We start from the raw sequence: 16,644 nt of genomic DNA, 5'->3' as shown, positions 1-16,644 counted from the left end.
CAGGGCGCCCGAGCGGCGCGGCCGGCCTTGCCTGTTTGTCCAGGCGCGGAGCCGATTGGAAAAAAGCCCACAATCACCTATTATCTAGTTTCGATGAGGTCGCCATCAAGTCGCTTTGCAGCGAAGCGGGACAATTGAAATGGACAGTGGGCAGGACAAGGACGCCGCAGCGAGCGGCAAGGTCGCCAAGGGCGGCCTGTCCCAGTTTTGCCGGCCTACGGGCATCTTCGGCGGCCTTTCCGGCAAGCTCCTCATTCTGACCGTTGTTTTCATTTCCCTGGCGGAAGTGCTGATCTTCGTGCCCTCCGTCGCCAATATGCGGCTGCGCTGGCTGGAGGATCGGTTGAACACGGCCGCCGCCGCCGCCATCGTCATCGACGGCCTGCAGCCAGCCGAACTACCCCGTGCACTGCAGAAGGAAACGTTGATGGCCACGGGTACGCGGGCCATCGTTCTGCGCAAGGACGGCACCTCGCGCCTGCTGGCGACGGCCGAAATGCCGGCGTCCGTCGATGAGAAATACGATCTCAGCGACGTATCCCAGCTGACCGCAATCAAGGATGCGCTCGATACGCTGCTGTTTGGCGGTGGCCGCATCATCCGTGTTTTCGGTCCGGTCGGCGGCGATGCCAACACTGGTATCGAGGTGGTGCTGAAAGATACGCGCCTGCGCAATGCGATGCTGGCCTATTCGGTCAGTGTGTTCTTCGTCTCCATCCTGATCTCGCTGTTCACGGCGACACTGATCTTCTTTGCGATCAACCGCATGATGCTCCGCCCGATCCGCCGGCTGACGGACAGTATGCAGGCCTATTCGGACGATCCGGAGGATCCGGGCCGCGTCCTCGTTCCCGACAGGGGAGGCGACGAGCTTGCCGTGGCCGGCCGCCATCTCGCCTCCATGCAGTCGCAACTGCAGAAGACCCTGAAGCAGCAGAAGAATCTCGCTGCTCTCGGGCTGGCCGTTTCGAAGATCAATCACGACATGCGCAATATCCTCTCGGCCGCGCAGCTGATGTCGGACCGTCTTGTCGATGTCGACGATCCGATGGTCAAGCGCTTCGCGCCGAAGCTGCTGCGGACCATCGACCGTGCCGTCGGCTATACGACCGAGGTGCTGTCCTACGGCCAGACCACCGAGTCGGCGCCGCGCCGGCGTAAGATTCGTCTCCTTGAGCTCGTCGGCGAGGTCCGCGATATCCTCGCGATCGATCCCGATAGCGGCATAGAATTCGCCGAACAGCTCAGTCCTGATCTGGAGGTCGATGCCGACGGCGAGCAGCTGTTCCGCGTCATTCACAATCTCTGCCGCAATGCCCATCAGGCGCTGATCGCTTTCGGCGAGACGGATCCGGACAGCATCAGGCGAATCACGGTGTCGGCGCATCGAATCGGCAGTGTCGTCAGCATCACCGTCGATGACACCGGACCCGGCATGCCGCAGAAGGCGCGCGAAAACCTCTTCACGGCTTTCCGCGGTTCAGCCCGCTCCGGCGGCACGGGCCTTGGCCTGGCGATCGCCCGCGAGCTCGTGCTTGCCCATGGCGGCACCATTGCGCTCGTCGAAAAGCCGATGGCCGGCACGCAGTTCCGCATCGAGATTCCCGACCGCCCGGTGTCCCTCGACGACTACCGCAGCAGAAGCTTCCAAGAAAGATGATTGTTTTCAGTCGCTTACTGTCAATATGCGCGAAAATCGCGATCTTTTTCACAAATCCACTTGCATTCCCTCAAGGGACGCTTTAGAGAACCGCCCACGCCAACGGTTTCTTCCGTTTCGGCCACGCACCCGTAGCTCAGCTGGATAGAGCACCAGACTACGAATCTGGGGGTCAGGAGTTCGAATCTCTTCGGGTGCGCCATTTTTCCACTATATCGGAACAGGCTTTAAGCTACTTGGCTTAGCTTCGAACTAAGCAAGCATTCGCGATAGCTTGTGACGTTGATGCCGTTGTGCGGCCGACGCTGCCACCGCCGAATGTTATAACCCGCCAGAATATCTGCCCGTTGCTTTGCCTTAACGCATTCTGGGCTGCATGTCGTCCTTTGCCGCGATGGTCCGCAGGGCGGTGCGCAATATCTGATAGGCTTGCTCTCCCAATAGCTCACGATATCGTCGTTCGATCCCGTCGTTAAATTCGTGAACGATCTGCATCACCTGCCGCGCCTTCGGCCCAGGGGTGACGAGCTTGGCGCGCCTGTCCGTAGGGTCTGGCGCCCGCTCGACATAGCCGAGACGTTCCAGATCATCGATCAGCTCGCCCATCGCGGCCTTGCCCATGCCCGCCCTCTCGGCAAGCAGGCTGGCTCGGGTTCCCTCTTCATCAATATTGGCAAAGATTGCGCCATGCTTCGGTCGGATGACTGGATGGCCGCGCTCGTGCAGCGTCTGGGTGAGCGCGTGTGCGGAGGCTTGATAGGCGTAGAGCAGAAGTGATTGCGTGTAAGGCGTTACCATATTTCCAATTAATTCCGGTTGCCATATAGTATGGCATTCATACTAAAGGAGGGGACGCGAGATGTCACTGCATTCGGACGTTGGACAAGCCGCGCAACAAATCGTCGATGCGTTCGTCGCCGCATGGAATAGCCACGATGCCGGCGCCTTTTCCGCGATATTTGCGCAAGACGCCGATTTCACCAACGTATTTGGAATGAAGGCGACGGGCCGATCATCGATCGAGCAGTTTCACAGGCCCATATTCGAGACGATGTTCAAGGATAGTCGGCTCAAAGCCACTAAAACCCAAACGCGTCCTATCCGCCCCGATGTTATCGCGCTCGACATTCACTGGAGCATGACGGGCGCGCGTGATCCGGAAGGGAATGAATGGCCTGAACGCCACGGGCTGATCAATATGGTGATCGTGCGCGAACACGACGTCTGGTCAATTGCCGTCATGCACAACATGGACCTGCCGGAGGATGGCAAAGCGGAAGCTCAACGTAAGTTGCAGAGTTGACGCGCTCTTCACAGCCGAGATGTGACAAATTGGCTGCGTATTGAGCGAAGCGGGGCTTCCTGGAGAATAAGCACAAGGATACCGGGGTTCTGCTTCCGTAACGATATCGCGCCAGATTTTCGAGACGTGGCGATATCCCGGATAGGGATCGATAACCCGTCGATACGCGGTGGAGGTATACAGGCTCCCCCACCGCGATCTCACGGCCGAAGCCAAATATCCGGCTCGCGGAGCGCTTGCCGATGAACGGCCTCATGGCGCCGGTCAGCCAGGGCGCTTCGTTCCCTGCCCATGATCCGTCTTCAGCGGCAATTCCGGCAGAAACAGCAGCGCGATCAGCGCCAGTGCTACGATGACCGTTCCCGTTGCAAATGTCATGGCGATCGCGTGGCGATAGAGCGCTGTCGCTGCGTCATGCGCCTCGGGGGAGGCGGTGGCGAGTTGCTTCATGCCGGCTTCGGTCAATGAGGACACATGCATCCCGTCGAGGACGCCGCCGGCATTCCGCACGCGGTAGGCGAGGATCGCGCCGGAGCCCGTGACGCCGATGAGGCCGCCGAGCGAACGGAAGAAGGCAAGCGTTGCGGTTCCGACGCCGCGATGGGCAAGCGGCAGGGCATTCTGCACAGCGATCGTCATGGTAGGCATGACCAGCCCGAGACCGAGACCGAGGGCGAAGATTGTGGGCTCGATGATCCAGAAGCCCTGGCTGGTGGCCGCCGCCCAGGCGAACGTTGCGAAGGCGGCCGTTGCGAGACTGAGGCCGCAGAGCTGCGCCGGCTTGTAGCGCCCGAAACGGTGTAGGAGCACGCGCCCGTTCACCATGGAGGAGATGACGACGCCGATCATCAGCGGCCCGGTCAGCAGGCCGGAATGCGATGGGCTGACCCCCATGACCATCTGGAAGAACAGCGGAAAGAACAGGCTCGCCCCGAGCATGCCCATGAAGGTCAGGGCGAGCACGATGCAGGCGACGACGAACAGCCGGTTGCGGAAGAGATCGGGCGGCAGCACCGGCTCGGGCTCGCGCCGGATGTGACGAATGAGAAAGACGAAAAGGACGAGCGCTGCGGCGGACAGGCCGAAGATCTCCGGCGAGTTCCAGGCCCATTCGTTGCCGCCGAGTGCGAGCACCAGCAGGAAGCTCGTCGTGCAGCCGGTCAGCAGCGTCGCGCCGAGATAGTCGATGCGACGGCTGCGCGCCTGATGCGGCCACTTCAGTGCCCGGCCGATCATGACGAGGGCGACGGCGCCGATCGGCAGGTTGACATAGAAGATCCAATGCCACGACAGGAGATCGGTGATGACGCCGCCGGCGATCGGGCCGATGACGCTGCAGACGGCGAAGACGGCGGCGATCGAACCCTGATTGCGCCCGCGTCTCGCCGGCGGCACGATGTCGCCGATGATGATCTGCGCCAACGGCAGCAATCCGCCGGCGCCGATGCCCTGGATCGCCCGGAAAATGATGAGCTGCATGAGCGTCTGCGCCATGCCGCTCAGCACCGAGCCCAAAAGGAAGATGAGGATCGCCGCATAGATCATCGGCTTGCGGCCGTACTGGTCGCTGAGCTTGCCATAGAGCGGCATGGTGCTGGTGGAGGCAAGCACATAGGCGCTGACGACCCAGGAGAGATGCGTCAGCCCACCGAGATCGCTGACGATACGGGGCAGCGCGGTCGCGACGATGCTCTGGTCGATGGCGCCGAGGCCGAGAACGATCATCAGGCCGAATATGACGGCGCGGATCTCGCGGCGATCGGGCTGATCGGCCGTTGTCGGCACCGGTTGTGGGGCGGTGTTGATGCTTTCGGCGTTCATTGACCGATCTCCATCAGCGGTTCGATCGCGGCATGGATGGCTTCGCGGCCTTCGGGCGACAGTTTGACGAGCTCGGAGGCGAGCCAATCGGTTCGCCGTTGCTTCAGGCGGCGAATGAATTCCCGCCCCTTCTCGGTGGCGATCAGGCCATTGCGGCGCCGATCGTTCGGATCGGGTTCCGCGCGCGCGATGAGGCCATCCCGCTCCATGGCTTTTACATGTCCTGATATCGTCGGCCCGCGCAGCTTCTCCATCCGCGCCAATTCGGCCACGCCGATGCCCGGTTGGCGGATGATGGCGACCAGCAGCAGGCCGTGCAGCGGCGACAGCCCGGCCTCGCCGCTCTCGCGTCGCAATTGCCGGTGCAGGCGGTGGAGGGCGGGCCGCAGCGCTTCGGCGAGCGCATAGGCATCTTGGATCCCGTGACGGCGGTCGGCTTTGCTCATCGAGCCTCGCTTGCTGATAGATAGGTAGGCTTCCTATCTATAGGTTTATCGCGCGGGATGTACTTGCGCAAGCGATAATATTATGAAACATTTTCAATCATTGCGCGTCGTTCAAGCATATTGCGACCCGCGAGGAGGAGGAGAAGAGCTGTGAAACGTTTCCTGACGACCGTGACAGTGACTGCCTTGAGTGCCCTGCTTGCCGTTACCTCTTTCGATCCGGCGGCAGCCGCGCCGATCCAACCCCTGATCCAGCCGGCAATCCAGCAGACGGAAAGCCAGCCCGCCGGCGTGACCGAAGTGCAATATCGCCATCACAACCGACACTATCGCCGGCATTACCGTCCGCACTATCGGCCGTACTACCGTCCGCATCACCGTCCGGGCTATTGGCACGGCCATCGCGGCTATCGCTATGCCCGTCCGGGCTACCGACGCTATAATGATGGTTGGTGGTACCCGATGGCCGCCTTTACCGCCGGCGCAATTATCGGCGGAGCCGTCGCCCGTCCGGCCCGCGGCAGCGCCCACGTTCGCTGGTGCGCGAGCCGGTATAAGACATACCATGCTTCCGATAACACCTATCAGCCGACCAACGGTCCGCGCCGTCAGTGCGTGGGCCCCTGATCTGACAGCCGTTCAATCCCTCCCTGCCGAGCGGGAGGGGTTTGTTTCAGGTTGCTGCGGTCAATTGCTCCGAAACGTCCCATAGCCGCCGCCAGATGGCTTGGTTGCGGGCGTGCGAAGCAATCTTGGCGCGCACCGGCGCGCCCCTGATTTCGTAGAAACCATCGGGGCCATACATGGCGCCGCCTTCCGCTGCGGGAGAGGTGGCGGCAAAGAGCGTCGGCAGGGCGCCGGCTGCTGCCGTTTGCGATAGAAACGGCCCCAGCAATCTCGTCATGATTTCGAGGCTGCCCGCCCGGTCGCGGCCCATGCGTGGACCTGTGGTCTGCAGGCCTGTTGCAGCATAGCCGGGATGGGCGGCAACGCTTTTCAGCTTCCAGCCTTCGGCGCGGGCCACTCGGTCGAGCTCCAGGCTGAACAGCAGCGTTGCCAGCTTCGATTGGCAGTAGGCGGACCAGGACCGATAGCGCCTGCGCCACTGCAGATCGTCGAAATTGATCCTGCCGCCGCGATGTGCCAGGCTGCTGACGGTGACGACGCGCGGGTTGTCGGCCGCGAAAATTTTCGGCAACAGCCGCATGGTCCAGGCGAAATGTCCGATATAATTGGCGCCCATCTGCATCTCGAAACCGTCTTCCGTCTCATGCCGATCGGGAATGGCCATGACACCGGCATTGTTGATGAGCAGATCGATACGCGGAACAGTAGCGGCGATGCGGCCGGCCGTGCGGGCGACGGAATCGAGGCTGGCGAGATCCAGCGGTTCGAACGTGACGTCCGCCGCGGGTATTGCCGCGCGGATATTGGCGAGCGCTTCGTTGGCCTTGGTCTCGTTGCGCGAGGCGATGATGACCTTTGCGCCGGCGCCCGCCAGCGCCTTCGCCGCCTCGTAGCCTATGCCGCTGTTGGCGCCGGTGATGACCGCGATGCGACCTGTCTGCGGCGGGATATCCTTCACTGTCCAGTCTGGCATGCGGAAACTCCTGTAAAGAGATTGGCATTGTTCATTGTATCTGGTAATTTCTATACTAAATGCAAGTTTGCAATAGATGAAAATATGTAAGCGTGAAATCCACGGTCACGCCTGCATTATCAGCGGTTTCGACGGCCTAGTGGCGCGGCATGCCTTTGAATTGCCACGCTGCTCGGTCCTCATCGCCCCATATGTGGCCGAAGATTGGATTTGCGGAATGACGACAAAGACTTCATGCGCTGATTTTGTGCAGTTCTTCCGCTCCTGGGTCAGCGATCCCCTGCGCGTTGCGGCGGTTGCGCCCTCGGGCGAGCGGCTGGCGAGATTGATGACGCAGGAGATCGAGCCGCTCGATGGCCCGATCCTCGAGCTCGGGCCGGGCACGGGTGTGTTCACGCGCGCGTTGCTGGCGCGCGGTATTCCGGAAAGCGCGCTCACGCTCGTCGAGTTCGGCGAGGAATTTGCCGTTCGGTTGCGCGGGCGTTTTCCCGAGGCGCGCGTCGTGCAGATGGATGCGGCGCAGCTCGGCCAATGCGGCTTTTTCGACGACGCGCCCTTCGGCGCCGTCGTCAGCGGTTTGCCGCTTTTGTCCATGCCGCCTTCGAAAGTTACGGCTATCGTCGGCGGCGCCTTCGAAACCATGAAACCCGGAGGGGCCTTCTATCAGTTCACCTATGGCCCGCGCTGTCCCGTGCAAAAGTCGATCCTGGAAAGTCTCGGGCTGGAGGGAAAGCGCATCGGCGGCACGGTCCGCAACATTCCGCCCGCCGGCGTCTACAGGATATCGCGGCAAAATCCGCTGGAACTCTCGATCGGCGGTTCCAAATATCGTAGCACCAGAGAGGGCGTTGGAATCAGTGGATTGATGCCGGAAGCCGGCAATGCCGATACGGGGCGGCCGGAAGCAAATGCGTAGCGGGGGCAGTGGATGGCAGAGAAGCCGGGTGTCGGTATCGCGGTGAAGGAAGGTCGGCGCGAGCGCAAGCGCCGTCAGACCCGCGAACGCATCGAATCCGTCGCCCTGAAGCTCTTTCTCGAGCGTGGCTTCGATGCCACTACAATCGAGGACATCACCGAAGCCGCCGACGTCTCCAAGCGCAGCTTCTTCGATTATTTTCCCAGCAAGGAGGATGTGGTCACCGCTTGGCAGGATAGCTTCTCCGGCGAGCTGATCGATGCGGTGGCTGCCCAGCCGCCGGATGCCTCCCTTTTCGAGGTCGTCGAGGCGGCTATCCATTCTGCCCTTCGCGCCGCCACGGCGGATCCTCAGCGCCTCGCGCTGGTGGCCCTGATCAGCGATACCCCGACGCTCCGCGCGCGTGATCAGCTGAAATACGTCAAGCTGGAAAGAAAGCTCGCGGATGCCCTGCAGGCCCGCGGGCGTGGCAGTGAGGAAGAGCGTTTCCGCTTGAGCATTCTCGCAGCGGCGGTCGTCACCATGCTGCGTATCGGCGGTGAGCGTTGGAGCACGGCTCGGCAGCCAGTTTCGCTGGAAGAATTCGCCCAGAGCATGTTCGACGAGCTTTGGGCAGCGCTTGCCGATCTCGGCGGGCAGGCTGGGACCCGCACGCGCACGAAGTAATCTCGATCCGAGCGGGTTAGCCGGTGCCGACCCCGGGCGATCGTGAATACAGCGCGGACGCTCCGGAGTATGGGTTCATCTCGCTGCCGCACATTGCATAAGTCGTGATGCAGACCCATGTAGTATCGGTCGCGGCGCCTGTTCTCTCCCTCGCGAAAAATTCGATTTGCGCGGCAAATCTCGGCTCTTCCCCGGATGCCGAAACGCAAAGCACATTTCAGACCAGCAAAAGGGACTATAATCATGTCAGCATTCGATGCAGCCAAGTCCGGTCAGTTCAAGATCGGCGGTGACCTCCCCGTTCATCGTCTCGGTTTCGGTGCCATGCGCATCACCGGTGCCGGTATCTGGGGCGAGCCCGAAGACCATGACGAAGCCGTCCGCACGCTGAGGCGCCTGCCGGAACTCGGCATCAATTTCATCGATACGGCCGACTCCTATGGCCCGGACGTTTCCGAACGTCTGATCAAGGAGGCGCTCCACCCTTACGGCCACGGTCTCGTCGTCGCGACCAAAGGCGGGCTCACCCGAACCGGTCCGAACGTATGGGTGCCCTTGGGGCGTCCCGAATATCTGATCCAGCAGGCGCACAAAAGCCTGCGCAATCTCGGCGTCGAGCGTATCGATCTCTGGCAGTTGCATCGCATCGACCCCAAGGTGCCGGCGGCCGAGCAATTCGACGCGGTGAAGTCGCTGCTGGATGACGGCATCATCCGTCATGCCGGCCTGAGCGAGGTCTCCGTTGCCGACATCGAGGCCGCATCGAAGCATTTCAAGGTAGTGACGGTGCAGAACCGCTACAATCTGGTCGACCGCACCAGCGAGGACGTGCTCGACTATTGCGAAAACCACGGCATCGGCTTCATTCCGTGGTTCCCGCTTGCCGCCGGCGATCTTGCCAAGGAAGGCTCGCTGCTCGACACCATCGCAAAGAAGCACAATGCGGCCCCGAGCCAGATCGCACTTGCCTGGGTGTTGAAGCGCAGCCCGGTAATGCTGCCGATCCCCGGAACGGGCAAGGTCAGGCACCTCGAGGAAAACACCGCGGCGGTCGATATCGTTCTTTCCGAAGAGGAGTTTGCCGCGCTGGACGCCGAAGGCAAGAAGGCGTTCAAGGCGGCTTGAGGCGAAAGTCACCCGGCCGGTGGGAGATTGCTCACCGGCCGGATATCAGCGGGGGCTTCCAATGCAAAAACGACGATCACAATCATGTGAATCCCGGGATTTGGGTAAATAACGACTGCAAAATAGGCGCTTCTCCCCCAAAAATGCCGGCGCTATGCGGTATTTCCGGCATCTGCGAAGAAAGCAATGCATTCAGCGCATTGCTGCATTGCGAAAGCCGATCTGTTCATCCCTGCTCTCTCGTTATATCTAATCCCTCGAAGGCAGCGCATCTCCTCCTCCCAGCGCTCCTTCAATGATTGGCAACACTCCTCCTCCCAGTTGCCAATCCGGATCAAGAGCCCGATGCATCCTCCTCCCGCATCGGGCTCTTTTTTTATTTTCAGCCCGGATTATCGACTTGCGGTATCGGACGATTGCGTTGCGCCTTTGCAATGCCGTCGCGAATTAGCGTTGCGTCATGAGCCAAAGAACCACTGGAGTCGCTTGCGCCGTGGACATGCATGCGTAGAGTGGCGCAACATTCTTGAGGGTAAGGAAAGGTTGCATGATGCAGCGCGCGGCGGGTTCGCACCGATGGGGAAGGGCGTTTTTCCGAGCTGCGGCCATGGTTGTAACCTTGTCCCTGGCGGCTTGCGGCCGTCCGATTGGCGTCATGCAGCCTGTTTCCGACAACGTGCCGGGCACATCGAAGGTCGATCTCCTCGTCGCCACGACACGTCTGCCGGACCAGGATCCGTCAATTCTTTTTTCGGGCGAACGCGGGCCTGGGCTGAAGGTGGATGCCGTCAGCGTCTCAATCCCGCCCGAGGCCAATCGCAAGGTCGGCCAGGTTCAGTGGCCGAGCCGCTTGCCCGGCAATCCCTTGAAGAATTTCGTCACCATCGGCGTCAAATCGCTGGCGGGCGAAACAGAGGGGCGCGCCTGGGTGCATGCGGAGCTGCCGAAGAACAAGCGCGTGCTGATCTTCGTGCATGGTTTCAACAACCGCTATGAGGACGCGGTCTATCGCTTCGCGCAGATCGTTCACGATTCGCATGCCGAGGTCGCCCCGATCGTATTCACCTGGCCGTCACGCGCCAGCATCTTCGATTATGCCTATGACAAGGAAAGCACCAACTATTCCCGCGATTCGCTGGAGGAGCTGCTGCGCCGCATCGCGGCCGATCCCTCCGTCGGCGACATCACGGTCATGGCGCATTCCATGGGCAGTTGGCTCGCGGTCGAATCTCTCCGGCAGATGGCGATCCGCAATGGCCGCGTCGCGCCGAAGATCAAGAACGTCATCCTGGCATCGCCCGATCTCGACGTCGATGTCTTCGGCCGACAGTTTGCAGCACTCGGCAAGGACAAGCCGCATTTCACGCTGTTCGTCTCGCGGGACGACCGCGCTCTTTCCCTCTCAAGGCGCATTTCCGGCAATATCGATCGCCTCGGCCAGATCGATCCCACGACCGAACCCTATCGCAGCGAGCTGGAAAAGCAGGGCATCACCGTCCTCGATCTCACCAAGCTCAAGACCGGCGATGGACTGAACCATGGCAAGTTCGCCGAAAGCCCCGAAGTGGTGAAGCTCATCGGAGCGCGGCTGATCGAGGGTCAGACGATCACCGATTCCGATGTCGGTATCGGCGATGCGGTCGGCGCCGTCGCCATGGGGGCTGCGCAAACGGTCGGCAGTGTGGCGGGCGCTGCCGTCAGCGCCCCGATTGCCATCTTCGATCCGCGCACCCGCCAGAACTATGGAGAGCAGCTGCGCCGCGTCGGCGCTTCCGCCGGCAATACCGTCGGCTCCCTCGGCGATAGCGTCGAGGCGACCGGCAGCAATGTCGGCGAAGCATTGAAGCAATAGCGCTGCCATTACGCGATCAAAAGCGCGCCGCGATCTTCCTCGCGCCTGAAAACGCCGTAGCTACCTTGCTCGATCTGATATATCAGAGAGGCGCGTCGGCTGACGCATGGCATATTCGTGAGTGGCTTCAGACATGGGCGGCGACAGCCCGGCCGGCGGCCGATATGATGGCTGTCATGATATCCACGGTCGACATCGCGCCGTTCCGCATCAACCGCTATCAGGAGGAAACTAATGTCCGATATCGAAAAGCCTGTTGCATTGATCACCGGCGGTGGCCGCGGCATGGGTGAAGCGATCGCCCGGGAGCTTGCCGCCAATGGCTATCGTCTGGCGCTGATGTCGCCGTCGGAGAGCTGCGAGACGCTGGCGGCCGAACTCGGCGGCGTCGCCTCGCGCGGTGTGGCGGAAAAGGCCGAGGATATCCAGGCAATCTTCGATCTGACGATGAAGAGCTATGGCCGTATCGACGCCGTAGTCAACCATACCGGCCATCCGCCGAAGGGCGATCTGCTCGATATCTCGGACGAAAGCTGGACGCTTGGCTCCGATATGATGATCCTGTCGCTCGTGCGCATGGCAAGGCTGGTGACGCCGGTCATGCTGAAGCAGGGCAAGGGCGCCTTCGTCAACATCACCACCTTTGCCGCCTACGAGCCGTCGCTGGTCTTCCCGGTCTCCTGCACCTATCGCGCCGCGGCTGGCGCCTTCACCAAGCTCTATTCCGATCGCTATGCGGCCGACAATATCCGCATGAACTGCATCCTGCCCGGCTATATCGACAGCCTGAACCACAAGCCGGAAACCGCCGAGAAGGTGCCGATGAAGCGCATCGGCCTCATGAGCGAAATCGCCAAGACGGCGGCGTTCCTGCTGTCGGATGGCGCCGGCTACATTACCGGCCAGAATATCCGCGTCGATGGCGGCATTACGCGACACGTCTGATTGGAGCATATGAGATGAGATGGAAGCGCACGATCCAGCTGCTGGATGTTCACTGCGAAGGGGAAATCGGCAAGGTTGCCATTGGCGGTGTGCCGAAGATCCCGGGCAACAGCATAGCCGAACAGCTGCATTGTCTGAATACCGATCCGAAGGGCCAGGAGTTGCGCCGCTTCCTCGTGCTGGAGCCGCGCGGCGCGCCGATCGGTTCCGTCAACCTGCTGCTGCCGGCCAAGCATCCGGAGGCCGATGCCGGCTTCATCATTCTGCAGCCTGATCAGGCGCATGCGAGCTCCGGTTCGAATTCCATCTGCGTGACCACGGCACTGCTCGAATCCGGCATCGTCGAGATGAAGGAACCGGAGACGGTCGTCACGCTCGATACGGCGGCTGGTCTCGTCCGCGCCACGGCGACCTGCCGCGACGGCCGCTGCGAGAAGGTGCGGCTGACCATGGTGCCGTCCTTCGTCCACGAGCTGGATGTCGAGCTCGATACGCCGCAATGGGGCAGGATCAAGCTCGATCTCTGCTATGGCGGCATCTTCTATGGGCTTGTCGATGTCGGCCAGATCGGCTTGACGATCGAAAAGGCGAATGCCGCTGCCTTGGTTCAGGCCGGCATGATTATCAAGGATGCGATCAATCGGGCGATGACCGTGGTTCACCCGGAAATTTCTGCAATTTCGGGCGTGGCCTATGTGATGTTCCGCGACATCGATGCCGATGGCGCCATCCGCACCTGCACGACCATGTGGCCCGGCCGCGCCGACCGCTCGCCTTGCGGCACCGGCAATTCCGCCAATCTGGCGACGCTATATGCACGTGGCAAGGCCAAGGTCGGCGATGTCTTCAAGTCCCGCTCGATCATCGGTTCGGAGTTCGAAGTCGGCCTGCAGGCGGTGACCGAGGTCGCCGGCAAGCCGGCGATCATCCCGACGATCACCGGCCGCGGCTTCACCTTCGGTATGAGCCAGGTGGCGCTCGATCCCTTCGATCCCATGGCGGAAGGTTTTGCCATGACGGATGTCTGGGGGCCTTCTGCGGGGGAGATTTGAGAGAGGGCAATCGACTCCCGTCGTATGGAGAGTTTTGCCCCTCACCCTAACCCTCTCCCCGCATGCGGGGAGAGGGGATTAGTTCCGCATGCTCGTCTAAGTAAATTGCTGGAAGGGAGGCTGTAGGTGCGTCCATCCCCTTCGCCCCGCTTGCGGGGAGAAGGTGGCCGGCAGGCCGGATGAGGGGCACTTTCCTACCCCTTCGGATAAATCACACCCTTGCGCAGAATGATATTCCCATAGAGCCGCGGCTCGCTGGTCTGTATCAGCGCATGTGCCTGCTGCACCCGCTCATAGAATTCCGCCGGCAGCAGCGGCACGACCTTGATCTCGGGCACATGCCGGGCGCAGCACTCAATCATTTCGGCATGGACGGGATCGACGGCGTCGCGGTCCTGACGGACGGTCGCGCGGAAAATCGCCTGCGGTACGAAATCGTCGATCGGCAGCACGCTCAGCACGGCATCGAGCACGGGGATGACGCCGTGGCCGTCGAGACGGATGAGGCGGCGCCCATGCTCAAGGCCGGGATAGTTGCCATCGACAAGGGCGATTTCGTCGCCATGGCCCATGGCGCGCAGCGTCGCCAGCAGCTCTGGGCTCAACAGCGGGTCAATGCCCTTCAGCATGCTCAATCTCCTTGAAAAGAACGTTCTGGTCGATCAGGTAGCGCGCGAAGATCGGCAGGCTGGCGGCGCCGATGGCGCGTGCCTGCGGCCCGACGGCCCCCTCGATGATCTCCGGCATGACGACACCCTGCAGATCGAGCTCGGCCGCCGCCCTGATGGTCGCGCGCACGACGCGTTCCCGCACCCAATCGGGGAAACCGCCGTCGATGACGGCGGCGCTGAAATCGATGACCGAGGCGGCCGCGACGATCGCCTGCGCCAAGGCCTTGGCCGTATCCTGGATCCAGATTTCCAGCGGCTCGCCGAAGTCGATCCAATTGTCCGCCGAATACCAGAGGGGGCGCGGGTCGAAGCCATGATCGCGCAGAAGGTTCTCGAGCACGAAGATTGAGGCGATTTCCAGAAGCTGGCGGTTCTCGCCATTGCGGCCGCGCACGGGCAGCGGGCCGAGCGCGCCGGCCGTGCCGGTCCGGCCGACGAAGGTCGATGAATTGAGAACGATGCCGCCGCCGAGAAAGGAACCGATGAAGAAATAGACGAAATCCGGATAGCGTGGGCCGACGCCAAAGACGAGTTCGGCGCCGCAGGCGCTGGTGGCATCGTTCTGCAGCATCACGGGGTAGGGCGCGCGCGAAGCGATTTCGGCCCGCAGGTCGAAGCCGCGCCATGCGTCCATAGCCCCGGGCGGCGATCCGACCTGTTCGGCCCAGTTCCACAATTCGAACGGCGCGGCGACGCCGATCCCTGCGATTTTCCGCCGCTGGTCCTCGTTGAGGCGCCCCTCCAGCTCCCGAACGCCGGCCGTGACGAAGGCGATGATGTCCTGCGGCAGGGGGTAGGGATAGGTTTGATGAACCTGCATCCTGATGCTGCCGACGAAATCCATCAGCACGAGATCGGCGCTGCGCCGGCCGATCTTGACGCCGAAGGAGAGCACCGCGTCAGGGTTGAGGCGCATGGGAGTGGATGGCTGTCCGACGCGCCCGCGAACGGGTGCGTCGCGAGACAGCAGCCCATCCTTTTCCAGCTCCCGCATGATGACGGAAACGGTCTGTGCCGAAAGCCCGCTGCGCCTGGCGATATCGGCCTTCGAAAGCGCGCTATGACGACGCACGAGCGACAGGACGAGCCGTTCGTTATGGGCGCGCACGCCGAGCTGGTTCGCGCCCCCGCTGGGGTCGAGAATCGCCGGTGCTGTGGGTGTTTCCTCAGGGTCGTGCACGAGAGACATGAGCCTGCTCCTTCCATCATGGCCATGCCTTATTTTTTTCCAGAATGCCACATCGAATTAATAATTCAATCCGATTTATTTATTGACAGGCTGAAATCTTTAGGCTCAGATATGAGCGTTGAGGATGCGTATATGGCCTTGGAGGAGGTCCACCGAAAATAATCCGACAGGCATTGCGCATCTCCACGCCGGGCTCCGCTCCGTGATTGCCGGACAGTCCGGCCTTTCAAACATCGGGAGGATTGAATGAAGAAATCTGTTATTTCCGCCGCGCTCGCCGCTCTTGCGATCGGTGTTGCCTTCGCCGCACCCGCCAAGGCTGCCGGCGTATCCGCCTGCCTCATCACCAAGACCGATACCAATCCCTTCTTCGTCAAGATGAAGGAAGGCGCGACCGCCAAGGCCAAGGAACTCGGTGTGACGCTGAAGTCCTATGCCGGCAAGATCGACGGTGACAGCGAAAGCCAGGTTGCCGCCATCGAAAGCTGCATCGCCAGCGGCGCCAAGGGTATTCTGATCACCGCTTCCGACACGAAGGGCATCGTTTCCTCGGTCAAAAAGGCACGCGATGCCGGCCTGCTGGTCATTGCGCTCGACACGCCTCTGGAACCGGCTGACGCTGCCGACGCGACTTTCGCCACCGACAACCTCCTTGCCGGCAAGCTGATCGGCGAATGGGCCAACAAGACGCTGGGCGCCAAGGCCAAGGACGCCAAGATCGGCTTCCTCGACCTGACGCCGTCGCAGCCTTCCGTCGACGTGCTGCGCGACCAGGGCTTCATGATCGGCTTCGGCATCGACCCGAAGGATCCGAACAAGATCGGCGACGAAACCGATGCACGCATCGTCGGCCATGATGTCACCAACGGCAACGAGGAAGGTGGCCGCAAGGCCATGGAAAACCTCCTGCAGAAGGATTCCAGCATCAACGTCATCCATACGATCAACGAACCGGCCGCTGTCGGCGCCTATCAGGCCCTGAAGGCCGTCGGCTTGGAAAAGCAGGTTCTGATCGTGTCCGTTGACGGCGGTTGCCCGGGCGTCAAGTCGGTCAAGGAAGGCGTGATCGGCGCTACGTCACAGCAGTATCCGCTGATGATGGCTGCCCTCGGCGTCGAGGCGATCAAGAAGTTCGCCGATAGCGGCGAGAAGCCGAAGCCGACCGAAGGCAAGTCCTTCTTCGACACCGGCGTCTCGCTGGTGACGGACAAGCCGGTTTCCGGCCTGAAGTCGATCGACACCAAGGAAGGTACGGCAAAGTGCTGGGGCTAAGCCCCGCACGAAATGTGATATAATCCCTTTGGGAGCCGCGTCATGCGCCTGCTGGCGCGGCTCTTCTCATAAGGGAGCAGACAATAGCAACAGTCACGTCGGCCGGGGTTCATCCCCTCGGCTGGC

Annotated in this window: 16 protein-coding genes and 1 tRNA gene; 11 read left to right on the top strand and 6 right to left on the bottom strand. The window is 61.6% G+C overall.

What is annotated here, in order from left to right; genetic code table 11:
- Window positions 1–139 precede the first annotated feature (139 nt).
- The gene (locus tag HGP12_RS23185) at window positions 140–1,660 is read left to right on the top strand and encodes a sensor histidine kinase (RefSeq protein ID WP_168879630.1); all 1,521 of its coding nucleotides are present in this window, start codon (window positions 140–142) and stop codon (window positions 1,658–1,660) included.
- 125 nt (window positions 1,661–1,785) lie between these two features.
- Window positions 1,786–1,862 (top strand) — tRNA-Arg (locus tag HGP12_RS23180).
- Between the two features lie 155 nt (window positions 1,863–2,017).
- On the opposite strand, the gene HGP12_RS23175 is transcribed toward HGP12_RS23180, so the two are convergent.
- Window positions 2,018–2,458 carry a MarR family winged helix-turn-helix transcriptional regulator gene (locus tag HGP12_RS23175; protein ID WP_168841166.1) on the bottom strand — a complete coding sequence of 147 codons (441 nt, stop codon included), beginning with the start codon at window positions 2,456–2,458 and terminating at the stop codon, window positions 2,018–2,020.
- Between the two features lie 61 nt (window positions 2,459–2,519).
- Between HGP12_RS23175 and HGP12_RS23170 the strand changes: the two genes are divergently transcribed.
- Window positions 2,520–2,963, top strand: a complete 444-nt coding sequence (locus HGP12_RS23170) for an SgcJ/EcaC family oxidoreductase (protein WP_168841165.1) — start codon at window positions 2,520–2,522, stop codon at window positions 2,961–2,963.
- Window positions 2,964–3,227: 264 nt separating this feature from the next.
- Here the strand turns inward: HGP12_RS23170 and HGP12_RS23165 are convergent, their stop codons facing one another.
- A complete protein-coding gene (locus tag HGP12_RS23165) occupies window positions 3,228–4,784 on the bottom strand; it encodes an MDR family MFS transporter (protein ID WP_168841164.1) in 1,557 nt (518 codons plus the stop codon).
- Window positions 4,781–5,230: a MarR family winged helix-turn-helix transcriptional regulator gene (locus tag HGP12_RS23160; RefSeq protein ID WP_168841163.1), complete on the bottom strand. Its 450-nt coding sequence runs from the start codon at window positions 5,228–5,230 to the stop codon at window positions 4,781–4,783. The genes HGP12_RS23165 and HGP12_RS23160 overlap by 4 nt, the downstream gene beginning before the upstream one ends.
- Before the next feature lie 150 nt (window positions 5,231–5,380).
- On the opposite strand from HGP12_RS23160, the gene HGP12_RS23155 reads away from it, so the two are divergent.
- Window positions 5,381–5,857, top strand: a complete 477-nt coding sequence (locus tag HGP12_RS23155) for a BA14K family protein (protein WP_409526846.1) — start codon at window positions 5,381–5,383, stop codon at window positions 5,855–5,857.
- Between the two features lie 46 nt (window positions 5,858–5,903).
- Here the strand turns inward: HGP12_RS23155 and HGP12_RS23150 are convergent, their stop codons facing one another.
- The gene (locus tag HGP12_RS23150; protein ID WP_168841162.1) at window positions 5,904–6,830 is read right to left on the bottom strand and encodes an oxidoreductase; all 927 of its coding nucleotides are present in this window, start codon (window positions 6,828–6,830) and stop codon (window positions 5,904–5,906) included.
- Between the two features lie 217 nt (window positions 6,831–7,047).
- Between HGP12_RS23150 and HGP12_RS23145 the strand changes: the two genes are divergently transcribed.
- From HGP12_RS23145 to HGP12_RS23120, 6 genes are all read left to right on the top strand, one after another.
- Window positions 7,048–7,746, top strand: a complete 699-nt coding sequence (locus HGP12_RS23145) for a class I SAM-dependent methyltransferase (protein ID WP_168841161.1) — start codon at window positions 7,048–7,050, stop codon at window positions 7,744–7,746.
- 12 nt (window positions 7,747–7,758) lie between these two features.
- Entirely contained in the window at window positions 7,759–8,412 is a 654-nt protein-coding gene (locus tag HGP12_RS23140; protein WP_168841160.1) for a TetR family transcriptional regulator, read from the top strand.
- Window positions 8,413–8,655: 243 nt separating this feature from the next.
- Window positions 8,656–9,537, top strand: coding sequence for an aldo/keto reductase (locus HGP12_RS23135; protein WP_168841159.1), 882 nt, complete (start codon window positions 8,656–8,658; stop codon window positions 9,535–9,537).
- A gap of 547 nt (window positions 9,538–10,084) precedes the next feature.
- Window positions 10,085–11,389: an alpha/beta hydrolase gene (locus HGP12_RS23130; protein WP_205926599.1), complete on the top strand. Its 1,305-nt coding sequence runs from the start codon at window positions 10,085–10,087 to the stop codon at window positions 11,387–11,389.
- Window positions 11,390–11,623: 234 nt separating this feature from the next.
- Window positions 11,624–12,334: an SDR family oxidoreductase gene (locus HGP12_RS23125; RefSeq protein WP_168879629.1), complete on the top strand. Its 711-nt coding sequence runs from the start codon at window positions 11,624–11,626 to the stop codon at window positions 12,332–12,334.
- Between the two features lie 14 nt (window positions 12,335–12,348).
- Window positions 12,349–13,386 (top strand): 4-hydroxyproline epimerase, encoded by a 1,038-nt coding sequence (locus HGP12_RS23120; RefSeq protein WP_168841156.1) that lies wholly within the window; start codon window positions 12,349–12,351, stop codon window positions 13,384–13,386.
- Between the two features lie 194 nt (window positions 13,387–13,580).
- On the opposite strand, the gene HGP12_RS23115 is transcribed toward HGP12_RS23120, so the two are convergent.
- Window positions 13,581–14,015 carry an RbsD/FucU family protein gene (locus tag HGP12_RS23115; RefSeq protein ID WP_168841155.1) on the bottom strand — a complete coding sequence of 145 codons (435 nt, stop codon included), beginning with the start codon at window positions 14,013–14,015 and terminating at the stop codon, window positions 13,581–13,583.
- Window positions 13,999–15,246 carry an ROK family transcriptional regulator gene (locus tag HGP12_RS23110; RefSeq protein ID WP_168841154.1) on the bottom strand — a complete coding sequence of 416 codons (1,248 nt, stop codon included), beginning with the start codon at window positions 15,244–15,246 and terminating at the stop codon, window positions 13,999–14,001. Before HGP12_RS23110 ends, HGP12_RS23115 begins: the two co-directional genes overlap by 17 nt.
- A gap of 246 nt (window positions 15,247–15,492) precedes the next feature.
- Here HGP12_RS23110 and HGP12_RS23105 point away from each other — a divergent pair, with 246 nt between their 5' ends.
- On the top strand, window positions 15,493–16,518 hold the full coding sequence (locus HGP12_RS23105; RefSeq protein ID WP_168841153.1) for a sugar ABC transporter substrate-binding protein: 1,026 nt from the start codon (window positions 15,493–15,495) through the stop codon (window positions 16,516–16,518).
- Window positions 16,519–16,644 lie beyond the last annotated feature (126 nt).

This window comes from Rhizobium sp. P28RR-XV (genome assembly GCF_012641385.1).
GTDB lineage: Bacteria > Pseudomonadota > Alphaproteobacteria > Rhizobiales > Rhizobiaceae > Rhizobium.
This window is presented reverse-complemented; position numbering and strand designations above follow the sequence as displayed.

Excerpts from the sequence above, each read along its gene's own strand:
- HGP12_RS23185 (WP_168879630.1), top strand. The coding sequence starts at position 140 with ATGGACAGTGGGCAGGACAAGGACGCCGCAGCGAGCGGCAAGGTCGCC.
- HGP12_RS23175 (WP_168841166.1), bottom strand. The coding sequence starts at position 2,458 with ATGGTAACGCCTTACACGCAATCACTTCTGCTCTACGCCTATCAAGCC.
- HGP12_RS23170 (WP_168841165.1), top strand. The coding sequence starts at position 2,520 with ATGTCACTGCATTCGGACGTTGGACAAGCCGCGCAACAAATCGTCGAT.
- HGP12_RS23165 (WP_168841164.1), bottom strand. The coding sequence starts at position 4,784 with ATGAACGCCGAAAGCATCAACACCGCCCCACAACCGGTGCCGACAACG.
- HGP12_RS23160 (WP_168841163.1), bottom strand. The coding sequence starts at position 5,230 with ATGAGCAAAGCCGACCGCCGTCACGGGATCCAAGATGCCTATGCGCTC.
- HGP12_RS23150 (WP_168841162.1), bottom strand. The coding sequence starts at position 6,830 with ATGCCAGACTGGACAGTGAAGGATATCCCGCCGCAGACAGGTCGCATC.
- HGP12_RS23145 (WP_168841161.1), top strand. The coding sequence starts at position 7,048 with ATGACGACAAAGACTTCATGCGCTGATTTTGTGCAGTTCTTCCGCTCC.
- HGP12_RS23140 (WP_168841160.1), top strand. The coding sequence starts at position 7,759 with ATGGCAGAGAAGCCGGGTGTCGGTATCGCGGTGAAGGAAGGTCGGCGC.
- HGP12_RS23135 (WP_168841159.1), top strand. The coding sequence starts at position 8,656 with ATGTCAGCATTCGATGCAGCCAAGTCCGGTCAGTTCAAGATCGGCGGT.
- HGP12_RS23130 (WP_205926599.1), top strand. The coding sequence starts at position 10,085 with ATGATGCAGCGCGCGGCGGGTTCGCACCGATGGGGAAGGGCGTTTTTC.
- HGP12_RS23125 (WP_168879629.1), top strand. The coding sequence starts at position 11,624 with ATGTCCGATATCGAAAAGCCTGTTGCATTGATCACCGGCGGTGGCCGC.
- HGP12_RS23120 (WP_168841156.1), top strand. The coding sequence starts at position 12,349 with ATGAGATGGAAGCGCACGATCCAGCTGCTGGATGTTCACTGCGAAGGG.
- HGP12_RS23115 (WP_168841155.1), bottom strand. The coding sequence starts at position 14,015 with ATGCTGAAGGGCATTGACCCGCTGTTGAGCCCAGAGCTGCTGGCGACG.
- HGP12_RS23110 (WP_168841154.1), bottom strand. The coding sequence starts at position 15,246 with ATGTCTCTCGTGCACGACCCTGAGGAAACACCCACAGCACCGGCGATT.
- HGP12_RS23105 (WP_168841153.1), top strand. The coding sequence starts at position 15,493 with ATGAAGAAATCTGTTATTTCCGCCGCGCTCGCCGCTCTTGCGATCGGT.